The sequence below is a fragment of the Nostoc sp. genome, from assembly GCF_036917775.1.
Taxonomy (GTDB): Bacteria; Cyanobacteriota; Cyanobacteriia; order Cyanobacteriales; family Nostocaceae; genus Nostoc.
The window spans coordinates 1-16,892 of record NZ_JBALEQ010000026.1 but is presented as its reverse complement, the minus strand read 5'-3'; the positions used below and the strand labels follow the sequence as shown (position 1 = coordinate 16,892).

The 16,892-nt window shown below is 40.9% G+C and carries 12 protein-coding genes; 6 read left to right on the top strand and 6 right to left on the bottom strand.

The window, feature by feature from the left end; translation table 11 throughout:
• Positions 1 to 177 precede the first annotated feature (177 nt).
• The 4 genes from V7K69_RS04750 to V7K69_RS04735 all read right to left on the bottom strand — a co-directional run bounded on the left by V7K69_RS04750 (position 178) and on the right by V7K69_RS04735 (position 3,432).
• On the bottom strand, positions 178 to 2,238 hold the full coding sequence (locus tag V7K69_RS04750; RefSeq protein ID WP_335031902.1) for a ribonuclease catalytic domain-containing protein: 2,061 nt from the start codon (positions 2,236 to 2,238) through the stop codon (positions 178 to 180).
• Between the two features lie 180 nt (positions 2,239 to 2,418).
• Positions 2,419 to 2,634 (bottom strand): 30S ribosomal protein S18, encoded by a 216-nt coding sequence (gene rpsR / locus V7K69_RS04745; protein ID WP_012411240.1) that lies wholly within the window; start codon positions 2,632 to 2,634, stop codon positions 2,419 to 2,421.
• 2 nt (positions 2,635 to 2,636) lie between these two features.
• Positions 2,637 to 2,831: a 50S ribosomal protein L33 gene (gene rpmG, locus V7K69_RS04740; protein ID WP_012411241.1), complete on the bottom strand. Its 195-nt coding sequence runs from the start codon at positions 2,829 to 2,831 to the stop codon at positions 2,637 to 2,639.
• Positions 2,832 to 2,874: 43 nt separating this feature from the next.
• The gene (locus V7K69_RS04735) at positions 2,875 to 3,432 is read right to left on the bottom strand and encodes an RDD family protein (protein ID WP_335031900.1); all 558 of its coding nucleotides are present in this window, start codon (positions 3,430 to 3,432) and stop codon (positions 2,875 to 2,877) included.
• A 203-nt stretch (positions 3,433 to 3,635) separates the two neighbouring features.
• On the opposite strand from V7K69_RS04735, the gene V7K69_RS04730 reads away from it, so the two are divergent.
• Both V7K69_RS04730 and V7K69_RS04725 read left to right on the top strand, forming a co-directional pair.
• Entirely contained in the window at positions 3,636 to 4,256 is a 621-nt protein-coding gene (locus V7K69_RS04730) for a PEP-CTERM sorting domain-containing protein (RefSeq protein WP_335031898.1), read from the top strand.
• Between the two features lie 48 nt (positions 4,257 to 4,304).
• Entirely contained in the window at positions 4,305 to 5,594 is a 1,290-nt protein-coding gene (locus tag V7K69_RS04725; RefSeq protein WP_335031896.1) for a molybdopterin molybdotransferase MoeA, read from the top strand.
• Positions 5,595 to 5,675: 81 nt separating this feature from the next.
• On the opposite strand, the gene V7K69_RS04720 is transcribed toward V7K69_RS04725, so the two are convergent.
• On the bottom strand, positions 5,676 to 6,908 hold the full coding sequence (locus tag V7K69_RS04720) for a cysteine desulfurase-like protein (protein ID WP_335031894.1): 1,233 nt from the start codon (positions 6,906 to 6,908) through the stop codon (positions 5,676 to 5,678).
• 422 nt (positions 6,909 to 7,330) lie between these two features.
• Here V7K69_RS04720 and V7K69_RS04715 point away from each other — a divergent pair, with 422 nt between their 5' ends.
• Positions 7,331 to 7,564, top strand: coding sequence for a DUF4327 family protein (locus tag V7K69_RS04715; RefSeq protein ID WP_335031892.1), 234 nt, complete (start codon positions 7,331 to 7,333; stop codon positions 7,562 to 7,564).
• 560 nt (positions 7,565 to 8,124) lie between these two features.
• Here the strand turns inward: V7K69_RS04715 and V7K69_RS04710 are convergent.
• Positions 8,125 to 8,376 (bottom strand): hypothetical protein, encoded by a 252-nt coding sequence (locus V7K69_RS04710; RefSeq protein ID WP_335031890.1) that lies wholly within the window; start codon positions 8,374 to 8,376, stop codon positions 8,125 to 8,127.
• A 1,030-nt stretch (positions 8,377 to 9,406) separates the two neighbouring features.
• On the opposite strand from V7K69_RS04710, the gene V7K69_RS04705 reads away from it, so the two are divergent.
• The 3 genes from V7K69_RS04705 (at position 9,407) to V7K69_RS04695 (ending at position 16,670) form a co-directional block, all read left to right on the top strand.
• Positions 9,407 to 12,820, top strand: a complete 3,414-nt coding sequence (locus tag V7K69_RS04705) for a PAS domain S-box protein (protein WP_335031888.1) — start codon at positions 9,407 to 9,409, stop codon at positions 12,818 to 12,820.
• Between the two features lie 133 nt (positions 12,821 to 12,953).
• Entirely contained in the window at positions 12,954 to 13,337 is a 384-nt protein-coding gene (locus V7K69_RS04700) for a beta-lactamase hydrolase domain-containing protein (protein WP_335031886.1), read from the top strand.
• 915 nt (positions 13,338 to 14,252) lie between these two features.
• Entirely contained in the window at positions 14,253 to 16,670 is a 2,418-nt protein-coding gene (locus V7K69_RS04695; RefSeq protein ID WP_335031884.1) for a sucrose synthase, read from the top strand.
• Positions 16,671 to 16,892 lie beyond the last annotated feature (222 nt).

The window sequence follows — 16,892 nt, the reverse complement described above, 5'->3', positions numbered from 1 at the left end:
GCAAACTTCGTTTCCGAACTATTCCTCAAGCACAACGCGCCCTCTCCAATCAACTGCACAAAGTTTTTTCTTTCTTTGTATGAAACCACCCTGCTTAATAAGGGGGGCTAGGGGGGATAAAATTCTATGCAGCTTCATAAAAAATTGGTATAACAAGTATTACAAATGACAAATGAGTTAATTCGCCGCTGTTTGAACTTCTTGATAAACTATTTCTTGAAATTGAATCATATCTTTTTGCGGATCGGCGTGGCTAACTTTCACCACTATCTGTTCGCCCAAGTTCACAGAACGTTTGAAAACCATTGGTAACTGCAAACCTAAATCTTCGATCAAAATTAGGGCCAAGTTGCTGTCTTCTCGCAGCCACATCAATACAGTTACATCCCAAGTTTCCTCTGGATGACGGCGTAAATACTCTAGAGCATAATATCTATTGGTTTGCCGTTCTACCATCGTCACCTCTTGGGTAATGCTGGTGACATTCATCATCACTTCTTTAAGTTGATCTGCGGAAAATGGCAGAACTTCACCGCGCAAATGGGCTTTCAGTTGAAAGTGGGTAAGCAAATCACTGTAGCGGCGGATGGGAGAGGTTGCTTGGGTGTAGGTATCCAAACCCAAACCAGCATGGCGCAGAGGCGTAATGCTCATTTCACTCTTGGGCATACAACGACGCATGGCGCAAGCGCGAACGAATCCGGCTGGAAGTAGCAGTAATTCTTCTTCTGGGGGTAATTCCGGTTGGGGCTGACCGCGAAAGGGTAAAGGTATGTTATGAGCTTTACCATAACGAGCCGCAACTTCACCGGCAACAATCATCATTTCTGCGACTACTTGCCGTGATGGGGAATCGTCCAAAATATCAATGTTGATCTCGTCACCTTTGACTTTGATCATCGCTTCAGGCATTGTGATGCTAATTGCCCCTTGAGCGTAACGCCAAGCTTTGCGCTTCTGTGCCCAACTTGCGATCGCAGCAATTTCTGGTTCTGCCTGTACCCGTAATTGCAGCATTTCATCTACATCTTCGTAGGTGAGACGATAAGTCGGCTTAATGGAACTGGTATGAATGCTGTAATCTTCTACTCCCCCAGTTGTACCTAAAACAATTCCGAAACTAAGGGCGCAACAAACCCGTCCCTGGATCAGACTCATTGGCCCAGTTGCCAATACCTCTGGGAACATCGGAATCATCCCCGTAGGTAAGTAGACTGTACTACCCCGCTTTCTGGCTTCCAAATCTAATTCATCTTCCGGCACTAACCATCTGGTGGGATCGGCGATATGCACCCACAGGCGCTCCCGTCCATCGGGTAGAATTTCCCAACTTAGACCATCGTCGATCTCTGTGGTAGTTTCATCATCAATGGTGTAAACCTTTAGGTGAGTCAGATCAAGGCGGTTTGTATCTGAGTCAATCGGCGGGAAATCCAAACGCTGTTGCGCCACTTCTAACACCTTATTAGGAAATTGAATCGGAATTGAAGAACGACGCAGGAACAAGTTTTCATAAGGACTCCAGCAACCCAAATCTACTAATAGTTGAAAGGCCCCTTGGGGCGTTGTGGGCCGTCCCAGCATGGTCATAGTTTCTAATACTGGAGCGCTTGGCGGATAAGCGCGAGCTAAGGAATCATAATTAACTCCTGTCCGCACTGTGTCAGCAAGCAACGCTGCGTATTTTTCTAGTCCTTCTAGACGCTGGCGATCGTGGCGCTGCCATTCTACTGCTTCGCCTTTGAGCGCCTGCTCAACACGAGTTAAAAATTCCTGCTGTCCTTTAGCTTTTAATGCCTCTACTTCCATCTGGTGCTTACGTTCTGCCACTTGAGCAGCAGTTCGGGCTTCATAAGCGTCTCCTTTTTGCTTGAAATAAAGTTTGTCGTCTGACAACAAGCAATGGGCGGCGTAACAATGAGGCGCGGCTGATTCCGAAAACAGCAGATTTGCCATAAGCGCTGGGGTGATTGTTTCCCCATCTTCAACCAATATTTCCCAAGCTACTTCTAAGCTAGATGGGTCTAAATAAGGGCTGACTTGCTCCAAAAAGCTGGCAATCTCAGAGGGTTTGTAGGTCTGTCCGGTAACTGTATAAGTTATTTGTCTAGGCGCGAGGCTGTGGGATTGACCACGATCGTCTACCACAAACCAGCGGGTTTTCCCATCTGGACGTTCTACGATCCCCAGACGGCGATCGCCTTGAACCCTAAATTCAACTAGCGTCCCCTTCTCCACAACTCTCGCACTTTAATTTTGGTGAACAGTTTAATATAGTTTCAAGTTAGGAGTTAGGAGTTAGGAGTTTTGATTCTTAACTCCTGTACAGACGCGTAGACGCTCAAAGAGCGGCTTCTCGTAAGAGTATAATCGCGTCTCTCCTGATACAGACGCGATTAATTCGCGTCTCTCCTCTTTTTAGCCTTCTGCATTGATAAATGGCAATAAGGCCACAATCCGCGAACGTTTAATTGCTAATGTCAACTCTCGCTGTTGCTGAGACGTAAGCCCAGTAATCCGCCGTGGCAATATCTTACCCCGCTCGGTGACAAACTTACGCAATAAATCAACATCTTTATAATCGATTGGTTCTCCTGGCTTGATCGGAGAAAGGCGACGACGGAAATAACTCATCTCTACTTAATTTCCTTGTGAACGGTATGTTTATTGCAGTGGGTGCAGAACTTTTTCAGTTCTAGCCTGTTAGTGGTGTTGCGGCGATTCTTGGTACTGGTATAACGTGAAACACCAGCAGAACGCTTATCTGAATTTGTCCGGCACTCAGTACACTCTAGTGTGATAATAATGCGGGCACCTTTACTCTTAGCCATAATCTTACAAACAGTGAAGCCTGAAGAGAATTAACACAAATGACTATCTTCTCACATTCCGCCGCATATTTTCAACTAATCTTTTAACTTTTATATCAAGCGAGTAGCCACGACGCGACGAAACGATGAAAGTTCCACAATAGCGATCATGTAAAGCCTGCCGCATCTGGGTATCAGAGAAGGCAGTCGCACAATCAATTGCTAGGGGAAGTACTAGCAGTATAGCAGTGGGATTGGCTCTAATATTGCTCAGGGCAATTGACACTAATAAAGCACCCAAGCCGATGATCGATTCTCGCTTTACCAGCGAGAGCAAATCTGGAATTCTGCCCACGACTTCCCCATCTTCAACTTCTAACACCTTTAAATCGAACGCCCAACGCCCTAAACTTTGCCCTTGATTGTTGTATACCACTAGCACCCGCAAAATCAGCCAAAATATTACAAAAACTAGGATTTGCAAAAATTGGATACCGATATCGCCTCCTCCAAGTAGAGAACTGACTAACCAGACACCAAGGAAATCAAGCCCTAATGCCATACCTCGCCGCCCTATTTCAGCCTTGGGATAATGTTTTTGGGGAAGTCGTTCAAGAGTCATACAAAATAGGTATTTTTATTTAGGGGTTGGAGAATAATGATTGCTGCTGCTTTTTATATTAAGGTGATGACTTGGGTTTGGCCTTTAAACCCTTACACAGAAAATTTCCATAATTAGGGCATTCATGTTGCCCATTCCACAAGAGTCTGTTTTTGGAAAATATTGTATTGTTTTGTTGTAAAACCTATTTGGAAGTTGTATCTATGACAAATCTGTTTGCTAAAAAAGCTATTAGGATGGTGGCGACTACTGCTTTAGTATTAGCGATCGCCATAAGCACTCACGACCTAGCTGATGCTGCTGAGTTTAACTTTAACTGGAAGGGAGACACTGGTTATTCAGCTAAAGGTTCATTTAACTACGATACAACAACTGCTCCCAGCGTCATTTCGGAAACAGGTTTGGGAGCTACGAAGAATTTGCAGTCTCTCTCAATTTCCTTCTTTGATCCATTTAGTACTTTGATAAATAGTTTCACTCCAGTGCTGAGTGGAGTATCTAACTACGGCTTTTTGAGATTCAATTTTGATAGCACTACTCAGCAAATCTTTGGCCCCTTTGATGTTGGCAAGGATGATGAGCTTCCTGGCGACACATGGCTTAATAATAATCTCGCACTCATAGATGAAGGTTTTAGTGATGAGGTTCTAGCGAAAGAATTTGGTTTTAACAATAGAGATGCAGCAGGCACAAAGCAAATACTAGATTTAAGCAACAATTCAGTTCAGGTATCTAAAGTCCCCGAAGGAAGCATAATTATTGGTTTGCTAGCAGTGTGTAGTTTGGGATTGACTGCTCATAGAAATCTGTACAAAGTTAATTAAGAGTAGACTCAGTGTTACTTTACAACGAAAAAGTCGGAGGCGATCGCTATGGTATCAGTCAGCGATGCACAAGCAATTATTTTAAATTTAGTACAACCGTTGGATTGTCAACGGGATACAGAAGTTGTAGATTTATTGGCAGCCGACAGCCGGATTTTGGCAATGCCTGTCACCAGTCCGTTAGATTTTCCCCATTGGGATAATTCGGCAATGGATGGTTACGCAGTTCGCTACGAAGATGTGCAGCACTCTAGCGCCGAACAACCAGCCGTTTTAGAAATTGTTGAAGATATTCCGGCTGGGTATCAGTCTAAATCTACGATTCAATCAGGGGAAGCCGCGCGGATTTTCACAGGTGCGGTGATTCCAACTGGTGCGGATACTATAGTTATCCAAGAGAGGACACGCCGCGAGGAAAATCGCGTATTTATCCTAACTACACCAAAACCGCAAGAATTTGTCAGACACAAAGCATCTTTTTACCAAGCTGGAACACAACTGTTACCAGCCGGAATTAAGCTAAATGCCTCAGAAATTGCTGTATTGGCGGCAGCACAGTGTCCAAAATTAAGTGTTTACCGCCGTCCGCGTGTGGCAATTTTTTCGACCGGTGATGAGTTGGTGACTGTTGATCAACCGTTGCAATCAGGGCAAATTGTGGATTCTAATCAGTATGCGATCGCAGCTTTGGTAAAGGAGAGTGGCGCAGAACCAATACTGTTAGGCATTGTGAAAGATGATCCAGTTACTCTGGAGAGAGTTATTGCCCATGCCGTTGCGATCGCTGATATAGTTCTCTCTTCTGGTGGTGTCTCAGTGGGAGATTATGACTATGTTGACAAAATTATAGAGTCATTAAAAGCCAAAATCCACATTCGATCTGTGGAAATGAGACCAGGGAAACCCCTTACTGTCGCCACTTTTCCCAATACAGACGCGATTAATCGCGTCTCTACAAACTCCCGTTCGGCTACGCTCACGGCAAGCCCACTTTATTTTGGTTTACCAGGAAACCCTGCGGCTGTATTGGTGACATTTTGGCGGTTTGTGCTACCAGCAATCAAGAAACTTTCGGGAATTACTGAAGGTTGGGAACCAGTATTTTTGAAAGTGCGATCGCATGATGAGTTGCGATCAGATGGCAAGCGGGAAACTTACCTTTGGGGTAAATTGCATTTAATTGATGGTGTTTATGAATTTCATAAAGCTGGTGGTAGTCACAGTTCTGGAAATTTAATTAATTTGGCTCAAACTAATGCTTTAGCTGTTCTCCCGGTGGGTAAAACATTAATTTCTCCACAAGAAGAAGTGCAAGTTTTGCAGCTTAGTAATAGTTAATGGGAAGTAGGGATACAGGGAGCAAGGGAGAAGAGTTTTCCCCCTGCTCCCTGCCCCTCTGCCTCTTTTGAATTCCCAATCTTAAAATAACTGCTCAAAAGCTTCAATCAGACTATTAACTTCCTCAAGGGTGTTGTAATGTACCATACTCACCCGGACTATTCCACCTTGTGAGGCTAACCCCAAGTATTCAATAAGCCGTTTAGCGTAAAAGTCTCCGTAGCGAATCCCAATGTAATGTTGGTCAATTTTTGCCGGAATGGTTGAGCTATTCATTCCATCTACTACAAAAGATATAGTCGGTACACGGAATTCTCGGTCAGCCTTGGATTGACCAATTACTCGGACATTAGGCTTACTGTTGAGGTAGCTTAAGAGGCGATCGCTAAGTTCTTCTTCATGTATGCTAATTAAATTAAATGCTTGTATCATCTGACTTCTCAAGTCAGGTGCAGTTTTATCGCCGTAGTGCAGTTGTGCTAATTCACATAAATAATCACATAAGCCTAACATTCCATAGCTTAATTCAAAATTGACATTCCCTAACTGAAATTTGTAAGGTATATCTGTCTGTTGAATAAAATAATGATTAAGTCCGGGCAATCTTAATAAATGTTCTTCTTTTCCGTAAAGTAAGGCATGGTGAGGCCCGTAGACTTTATAACAACTCAAAGCATAAAAATCAACATCCAAATCTTGCACATCAACTAATCTATGAGGTGCATAAGCTACACCATCTACACAAATCATCGCGTTGCGATCGTGTACAAATGTAGCAATTTCTTTGATCGGGTTAATAGTTCCCAAAACATTAGAAGCATGAGTCAAAGTTACTAATTTAGTGCGCTGACTCATCAATTGTTCTAAATCTGCTAAATGAAGTTCTAAGGTATCTGGGCGAATTTGCCACACTTTAACCTTAATTCCTTGTTTTTCCAAAGCCACCCAAGCACCAATATTGGCTTCATGGTCACAATTAGTAACAATAATCTCATCACCAGATGTAAAGGTTTGACCCAGACAAATTGAGAGAACTTTCAACATCATTGTCGTAGATGGTCCCATCACTACTTCTTTAGAAGAATTGGCATTAATCAAAGTAGCCATTCCCCTAGTCGCTAAAGCTAATCTTTCTCCCGCAAGTTGAGAAACTGCATAAGAAGCTCCCAACTGGACATCAGAACTCAGGAGAAATTCGCTAATTCTATCTACTACTCTTTTTAGAGTTTGTGACCCGCCAGCATTATCAAAAAAAGTCCATTCACCAGCTAGTGCAGGAAAATATTGACGAACTTTATCAAGATTCAAAAGCATAGTATAAGTTTTATAGAGAATGTTATTTACCGTAACCTACCTTTTGGCAAGTCGCCCAGAAAGTATCTACATCTGACAATACTGCTCGGGTAAAGCATTTTTAAATCGGCATTGGGTTTGGGGAAAAGATTACTGGGTTTAGGTTAAAGGTTTTTCTTTCCCCATTCCTCAAAACCCGACAAGTATTGCTACATCTGATATTTACAGCTTATTCTGTGAGCGTTTCTACTCTGCAAACATCTTTCTTGAGAGGGTATACTGGGAAACTCAAAGAGTATATTACTGAGATATCTAACTTCCAGCAAGAGTTAATGTCTTGATTCTTCACAATTTTCGCCAATTTATTTGATAAGTTTAAGGTAGAGTCAAAGAAACTATTGTTTTGATTCTGAATTCCTTGATTGAAAATAAAGGAACAACCTATGAACACTACGGTTAAATACGACATCAAAGTTATCAAGGAAGAAGCACTTCAACTTGTTAAAAAGAGACTTGTTAACCGTCAGCAGCCGATTTATACACTATGTAAATATATTCCTCATCGTGACTGGATTAATTTTGAACTTGAGTTAGAAAAAAACGAATTTCTACTTAGAGATAGAATTATCGACTTACTCAATCATGAATCTTGGGAAGATGATACAGGCTGCATCTAGAAGCAGTACCCCATTAGCAGTATCCCGATAAAATCAAAATTAAAAATTCATTTTTCAGCATTTAAAACCCCCGAATTGAGTCGAGGGTTTTAAACAAAATAGGATTTACGCACAACTACATATTGTCGTGGCAATACACTGCGGGTTCGCTGAAAGCGTTCTCGTAAGAGTAGCCGCTTTGCGTCTATATGAATTGCCCCTACCAGAGAATCAGGGTTTTGACTATTGTTTTCGTAAGTCCTACAAGAGATTATTGAAGTCAACAATAAATCTTAATGAATGGGTTAGGTGCTGGAGAATAGCAGAGAACCAGTGCTAACATCATTCATTACGAATTACAAATTGTTAATGGCTGACTAAAGGCAAGGGATCTATTAGCCATTCCTATGTAGAGGCAATAAATGAGAGAACAATCGAAAATCAAGCTTTTTTAGACTTTGATATTTCTAGCCGTGTCAGTTAATACCTCATGGTTGAACTATAGATTTACATTTTGTGACAATTGCTTACTGGAATTGCTGAGAAACAAATTGTACTAAAACAATCCCAATAAGGCGAGATTAGGCAGATAAATCTTGTAGCTTTATCCATTCTTTGATAGGTTGCCATTGGCTTGCGTAAACAGTATTATTTCTACATTTTTCTTTTTGAGCCTTCCTAGGCATTTTCCCTATGACAGCTTCGGTGAATAAACTGGATTCGTTCAGGTTATAAACTGGCATTTCTTGCCAGCAGTGGCGACAAAACCAGTAACTATCTGCACCGCGTATATGTTCTAAAAGTAAGCTTGAACAGCAAGGACAGTAATTCATATTTTTCTCAAACCTGTTAATAAAAGTGTTATTGATAATTAGAGTAGTCAGTTGACAAACACGTAGATATTTAAAACAACTTGTTTATATTTTGAATATAGTTTAAAAAAATGAGGAACTTGTGAAGAAATTTAAGATACTTAATATTTTTGCAATATTTATACATACTTTTTCAGTAATAACTTTAGATTATTGAGAAATCCTCTAATTATCTATAAATATAAGGCTTAAGAGGAGCCTTACTGGTGGCGTACAACTCGCCCTGATTCAATAAAAATAGTCAAACCCTTTTTCTTTATGGCTTTCGTCTCTTGAAAGTGTGGCTGGAGCCTTATCAATAAAAGCCAAAAGTACAAATATTCGGGAGCAGGGTTTTAATCTTTACACTCTTCAATTAATTTCAAAGATTTCATACTCATAATACCAATTTAATGTAAAGTTGCACATATCTTGATCCCCCTAAATCCCCCGATAAATTGCAGGGCAGTTTCATACGAAAAAAGAAAAATACATAAGTTTTTATTTCTTGTTTTGTGGCTTTGCTTTTACCTCACTTCCATTCCTCTCCCCGAAAGGTCAAGAGGCTTTGAAACCCGGTTTTAGTTTTTCTCTGGCTGTATGAAACCACCCTGCTAAATCCCCCGATAAATTGGGGGACTTTGATAAATGTTTTTCCGGTTCTCTCCTTTTTAAGTGGGCTAGGGGGGATCAAATTCTATGCAGCTTCATAAAAAATTGGTATAAGACTACCAAGATTAGCAATTGAGTAATCTCTTGAAATAGCAGATAGTCTATCTCTAATTTGATAATAGACTGAGTTTAGCAATTATAAAATTCTATCAACTTCCTGGTTTAGCTACTAACTTGTGCATCGTGTCGCCTGTGTTAGGTCTTATAAGGTTTATAGGGCCAATAATTGATTGATTAGGAATTGCAGCAAAATAATTCTTGAAAATTAAAATTTTACTGACTCTAGGTTATATTATTTTGTACTGATATCAAAAAGGTCATTATAATTGACGAATTAACTATGCGATTCAACGATCATCTGATTAACATACCTAGCTTAAATAATGTTATTAATCGTTTTTTCTTAACGATTAGCATTGATAGTTTTGTAGTCGAAGCTGTTGCCTTAATGAGTCAAGAAATAGCTAGGAATTATGCACCTGTTAGTTTAAATACATTAGATTTAGGCTTTAGAACTCAACCACTCACTAGTTGCATCTTCGTTTTGGAGGCAGGAAGATTATTAGGTATTTTTACAGAAAAGGATGTAATCAGACTTGTTGCTTCTGGAGTAGACTTATCGACGCTGACAATGGCTGAAGTGATGACACAGCCAGTAGTTACCCTTAGACAATCAGATTCTAATGATATTTTCATTGCCTTATCATTATTGCGTCAGCATCAAACTGACTATTTGCCCGTTTTGGACGATCGCGGGCAGTTACTAGGAATCATTACCCAGGCTAGTCTGCTACAAGCATTTGACTTGGTAAAAATGGTTGGGGTAGTGGAAGGCTTGCAAGAATATTTACAAAAACCTACAGATGAATTCAGACGGGTTAATCAGCCAATTGAGATAGAGCAAGTCCGCAGCCAAACTCAAAATCACTTAAAAGTATGGGTTGAGGCACAATCGGCTGAAATCATGCAAGTTAATCAGGAACTTCAGCTAGCTCTAGAAGAACTGCGCGAACAAAACGAAGAGTTGTCTGTTGCCCGTGAGCTAGTAGAATTGGAGCGCCAACGCGCAGAATTTGCATTACGGCAAAGCGAAAACCTCTATCGCCAACTAGTGGAAAGTCAAATTGACATAGTTATCCGCATTGATTTGCAGGGGCAGATTACCTTTGCTAATATGGCTGCCTGTCAAACCTTTGGCTGGAAAAAAGATGAGTATCATGGTCAGTCATTTTGGCAGTTTTTTCACCCAGATGACTTGCCTCAAGTGATGAAGAATATCACAGCTTTAGGATCTTCATCCCAACCCTTGACTAATTCTGAGCGACTGATATTTACAGTTAAAGGTATTCGTTGTTTTCAATGGAATGCGATCGCAATTCATAATGACAAAGGGGAAATTGTTGAAATCCAAGGAGTAGGCAGAGATATTACCGAACAGCAAGCCGCGTTACACCAACGCCAACTTGCCGAAGCCGCACTATACCAAAGCGAGGAGAAATTTCACACTTTTGCTGAAAATACCCACGCAGTCATCTGGATTGCCAGCCCTGATTCATTCCGAACCTTGTACGTTAGTCCTGCCTATGAAAAAATTTGGGGTCGCTCTTGCCAAAGTCTATTAGAGCAATCTGAGTCTTGGATAGACTACGTTCATCCAGATGATCGTGAACTAACCAACAAAGCAGCAAAGCAACAACTTAGTGGTGAGCCAACTTCAGCAGAATACCGAATTTTGCGACCTGATGGATCGGTGCGCTGGATTTGGGATCGGAGCTTTACTGTTTATAATGACCAAAGAGAAGTTCAGTTTTATGGTGGCATCGCCGAAGATATCACCGAGCGTAAATTGGCCGAAGAGTCATTGCGAGAAAGTGAAACGCGATTGAGTTTAGCTACCGAAGCAGCCCAAATGGGTATATGGGATCGGAACCTGATCGCCAATACTGCTATTTGGTCTGCCAATATGGGGCCACTTTATGGTCTGCCGATCAACACCTTGTGCCCAACCTTTGAAGACTATCTCAATTTAATCCATCCAGAAGACCAGAAAGCTGTAGCTGCGAATATAGCTCGGATAATTGAGGAAGGACAGGGATCTATAGAGTATCGGATTATCTGGCCCGACGGCAGCCTACACTGGTTAAACTGCAAAGGTCAGGCTTACTATAATGAAATCGGTCAACCGATTCGGATGATCGGCACAAATAGGGATGTCACTGAGCGCAAGCTGGCCGAACAAAAAATTTCTGAACAAGCCGCTCTACTTGATATCGCCACTGATGCCATATTAGTTAGAGATTTCCAATCTCAAATATTAGTTTGGAATAAAGGTGCAGAGCGGATGTTCGGTTGGCTCTCTACAGAGGTTAGAGGAAAAGACCTCCGGGAAATTTTGTACCGAGCAGGAACCCATCACCAACTGGAAGTACCGCTAAAAAGTGTAATTGAGAGTGGCTCGTGGCAAGGTGAGTTATCTAAAGTGACAAAATCCGGTAAGGAAATTGTTGTGCAAAGCCGATGGACATTAATGCGCGATCCTGAAGGAAAACCTAAATCTATTCTGAGTGTTGACACTGACATCACCGAAAAGAAACAACTTGAAGAACAGTTCTTTCGCGCTCAACGATTGGAAAGTATTGGTATCCTTGCAGGTGGTATTGCCCACGATTTAAACAATATATTCACACCAATTTTGGCGGCAGCCCAATTGATACAAGGAAAATTTTTCCAAGACGAAGAGCGGTCTGGACAACTGCTAGCACTTGTAGAAAGCAACGCCCAACGTGGAGCAGCTTTAGTAAAGCAAGTCTTATCATTTGCGCGAGGATATAAAGGAGAGCGGATAATTATCCAAGTTAAGTATCTGATTTCAGAAATTATCCAAATCGTTAAAGAAACATTTCCCAAATCTATTGAATTGTCCACGATTATCCCAGAAGACACTTGGGCGATCAATGGGGACATCACACAGCTGCATCAAGTGTTGATGAATCTGGTATTAAATGCCCGCGATGCTTTACCAGATGGTGGCAAGATCACAATTTCTGTAGAAAATAAGTTTATTGATGAAGCCTACACCAGAATGAATCTCGATGCCCAAGTTGGGCATTACATTATGATTACCGTTGCCGATAACGGAGTTGGGATACCGCCAGAAATATTAGATAGAATTTTTGAGCCATTTTTCACTACAAAAGAAGTCAACACAGGTACAGGACTCGGACTTTCAACAGTGCTAGGCATCATTAAAAGCCATGCCGGTTTTATCAAAGTGTCTACCAATGTTGGTAAAGGCAGCAAATTTGATCTGTTTTTACCAGCAGTGGAAGCAACTCAAGCATTCAAGATAGAAGAACTGGATGTCGTTCCAGGAGAGGGAGAAGTAATTTTAGTTGTAGATGATGAAGCACAAATTCGGGAGATTGCTGCAATCATTTTAGAAAACTATAACTATAGGATACTCGCTGCCAGTAATGGCATAGAGGCGATCGCACTCTATGCCCAATATAAGCATGAAATCAATGCCGTGCTGATGGATATAATGATGCCGGAGATGGACGGAATCACCGCTATTCGCACCCTGCAAAAAATGAACAACCAGGTTAAAATTATTGCCTGTAGCGGACTGAACTCGATGGAAGTCTTGGCTGAGGCTTTTGATGCTAATGTGAAAGCAGTTTTATCGAAACCCTATACGGCCAAAGACTTATTGAAAAGTTTACACAACTTATTTAGAGGCAGTGTAGAGTTATGAGTTAAGTGTTGTAACTAGGTATTGTGTATTGCTAAGAATTAATTCCCAATTCCCAATACCTCACAAGTTCCTCAAATTGTTTTCTTAAATTTAGAGAGTGGCCAACATTGATAAAATGGGATAAATGTAGCTAATGAATATTGTTAGAAAGATTAACGATCAGTTAGCGATCGCTGGACAAATTACACTAGACCAGCTAAAACAAGTAGCTGATGAGGGTTATAGGTCTGTATTGAACTTACGTTTACCCGATGAAACAGGCTTACTAGCTGACGAACAGGAAAAGACTGAGTTTTTGGGATTGTACTACGTTAACTTCCCAACTAAAACTGAAGACATTAATCATCAAAGTATGCTTCAGATATATCAAGCGATCGCTGAATTACCCAAACCGGCTCTGATACATTGCGATAATTCAATTCGTTCTGCCGCAATAGTATTGTTGTATATCGCCATCAAACAAGGCATAACTTTTGACAAAGCCCTGCAAAAAGTTGTTAATTTAGGCTTAATATAGTTATCAATTAAATTTATTTTTAATAGAAATAATTTAGGATTCAGGAGTCATAATGGGCTAAACCTTAGCTATCCGCTAACAGAATTAATTATGTGCTTATGCCACCATAAGCTGTTGCAGGAATTGGGCAAAGTAGTATGTCTGCAATACAACGACGACGGATGCTAATATTAGCAGTGACTGTTTTACCAGCATTTAATCTGCTTACATTGAGTTTGATTATGCTAAAACTTGCTGGATTTAAGTAAGTTGGCGCGGAAAAACCCAAGTATATTACGAAACGTAAATAGGCTTAAAGTCCTTACTAATGACCAATGACATAGACGCTTCTGCGGCTTCCCGCAGGGTAGGACAAATGACAGCCTTCACCAGTTAGCTTTAATTGCGCCAACCTACTTAACTTATTTATGGAGTAATTTTCTACTAGCGATCGCTCAAATTTGGCTGTATTGCTTGATCGAAAATAGTGTTTTATGCCTGATTGAGAACTAACTACTATACATAGAATAATCTGTCTTTGCTGTTACTCCAGCCAAATTGACAGTTTTTTTAATTGGGGATTAGGTATGGGAGCAAACAAAAAGTTCTTCTCTGCTCACAAATGACAAATAATTAACTCCGGATTTCTCACGCATAGTGTAGGCAGAGGAATGTCGGGAGTGTGGGAAGTGTGCGGGGTCAGATTTCTTCCCCATCCTCCCACACCTCCCACACTCCTGGATTTCTCACAAGTGAGAAATCCAGGTAACTCCCTCATCCCATAGATTTGAAGTCCTCGTAAGGTTTCATCCCATAGCTAGACGCGCATAGTTTTTATAGTTACCTACTATTAGGTGGGAAATGTACCTCATAGAACCGGAGACTGAAGAAAACTAATGAGGTCGTGGACTAGCTAAAGTTTTGGAATTCGTCATCATGTATGAACTAGTTCAAGCTGTCTTCAACGGTGATGAAAAAACTGCTCTACATCAGTTGATTTTTGCGTTGAGTGCTTCAGGTAAGGGTTATTTTCTGAGAAATGAGATTTTGCAGGCTTTTGCCGATTACTGTCATGAATCCCAAAAACCAGCCTATTTTTACCACTCTTCTTCTATTGGCAAACTGATACAGTACACTCACGAAATAATTATCGAAGAGGAAAATATCTGGTTCGTGATTCGACCCACGATCGCTAACCAGGAAGTTTGGCGATTGACAGCTGATTTGAATAGCTTCGAGCAGATGACGCAACCAGCGCTGTTAGATGTAAGAGATCGCTTAGTCAACCGCTACCAAGCCGGTATCCTCGAAATTGACCTCCACCCCTTTTACGAGGATTCTCCAAGAATCGATGACCCTAGGAATATTGGTCAAGGTTTAGCCTACCTGAACCGTTACCTGTGCAATCAATTGTTGGCTGACCCTGAATATTGGGTAGAAATGTTGTTTAAAGCATTACAGGGGCTACAACATGATGGGATTCGGCTGCTGTTGAGCGATCGCATTCCCTCTGGTATTCAGTTAGCCAAACAAATTAAGTTAGCACTTAATTTACTGAATGAGCGATCGCCTGATGAACCTTATGAAAAATTCCGCTTTGATCTCGAAGAACTCGGCTTTGAGCCGGGTTGGGGTAACACTGCGGCGCGAGTATCCGAAACCCTAGAACTCCTCGACCGACTCATTTATTCTCCAGAACCTGGCATATTAGAAGCATTTGTCGCCCGCGTCCCCGCCGTTTTTCGTGTCGTCCTCATTTCCATCCACGGTTGGGTTGGACAGGAAGATGTTGTCGGAAGAGATGAAACACTCAGTCAAGTTATCTACGTCCTAGAACAAGCTCGCAGCTTAGAAAACGAACTGTGTGAACAAATTAAACTCGCTGGACTAGACCAGCTAGGTATCAAACCCCATGTAATTATTCTCACCCGATTAATTCCCAACTGTGAAGGAACATTTTGCTACCTACCCCTAGAAAAAGTCCAAGATACTGAAAATGCTTGGATATTGCGCGTTCCTTTTGGTGAATTCAATCCAGAAATTACGAACAATTGGATTTCTAAATTTGACATTTGGCCTTATTTAGAACAATTTGCTTTAGATGCAGAAAAAGAGTTACTAACTCAATTTAAAGGTAAACCTAATCTTCTTATTGGCAATTACAGCGACGGTAACTTAGTGGCTTCTCTTTTATCTCGCCGGATGAAAGTTACCCAGTGCAATATTGCCCATTCTTTAGAAAAGCCTAAATATCTATTTAGTAATTTATATTGGCAAGATTTAGAAGATAAATACCACTTCTCGGCACAATTCACTGCTGATTTAATTAGCATGAATGCAGCCGACTTTATCATTACGTCCTCCTATCAAGAAATTGTCGGTACACCAGATAGCATAGGTCAATACGAATCATATAAATGCTTTACGATGCCGCAGTTGTATCACGTAGTTGATGGGATTGATTTGTTTAGTCCTAAATTCAACTTAGTACCACCGGGGGTAAATGAACGTATTTTCTTTCCCTATAACCAGAAAGAAAACCGAGATTCTAACATTTGTACAGAAATTCACGACTTACTTTTTACCCGCGAAGATCCCCAAATATTGGGTTATTTAGATAGCCCCAATAAGCGACCAATTTTTTCCGTTAGTTCCATCAGTTCAATTAAAAACCTCGCGGGATTAGCTGAGTGCTTTGGTCAAAGTCAGGCGTTGCAAGAGCATTGTAACCTGATCCTGTTGAGTAGTAAACTGCATCCTGATGAAGCTACAAACCCAGAAGAAGCAGAAGAAATCCAAAAACTCCACAATATTATTGATCAATATCATCTCCATAGTAAGATTCGCTGGCTGGGGATGCGTATTCCTAGCAATAACCTTGGCGAAGCCTACCGAGTAGTTGCAGATTCTCAGGGATTTTATATCCACTTTGCCCGGTTTGAATCCTTTGGGCGGAGCATTTTGGAAGCAATGATTTCTGGCTTACCAACTTTTGCTACTCAATTTGGTGGTTCTTTAGAAATTATCGAAAACCAAGAGGAGGAATTTAATGTTAATCCTACAGATTTAGAAGAAACAGCAAAGAAAATTTTAGATTTTATTGAACAATGCAATACTCATCCTGAACATTGGTACGAAGTCTCAGAATGGATGAGTCAGCGAATTCATAACCGATACAATTGGCATTTACATAGTAATCAATTACTACTACTGGCAAAAATGTTTACTTTTTGGAACTTTGTTGCACCAGAAAATAACGAAGCCAGAGATCGCTATATGGAAACATTATTTCATCTCATTTATAAACCTAGAGCCGAAAAGATTTTAGAAAAACACAGAGGAAATAATTCGTAATTCGTAATTGTGAGTGGATTGGGTGATTTTGAGTCTATCAGGAGGAGTTAGAACTTGAGGTATTAAGCTCAAAGACTTATTCATCCACCTCTGAACTCCATTAATGCACCTCTGAACTCCATTAATGCACCTCTGAACTCCATTAATGCACCTCTGAACTCCATTAATGCACCTCTGAACTCCGTTAATCCACCTCTGAACTCCGTTAATCCACCTCTGAAC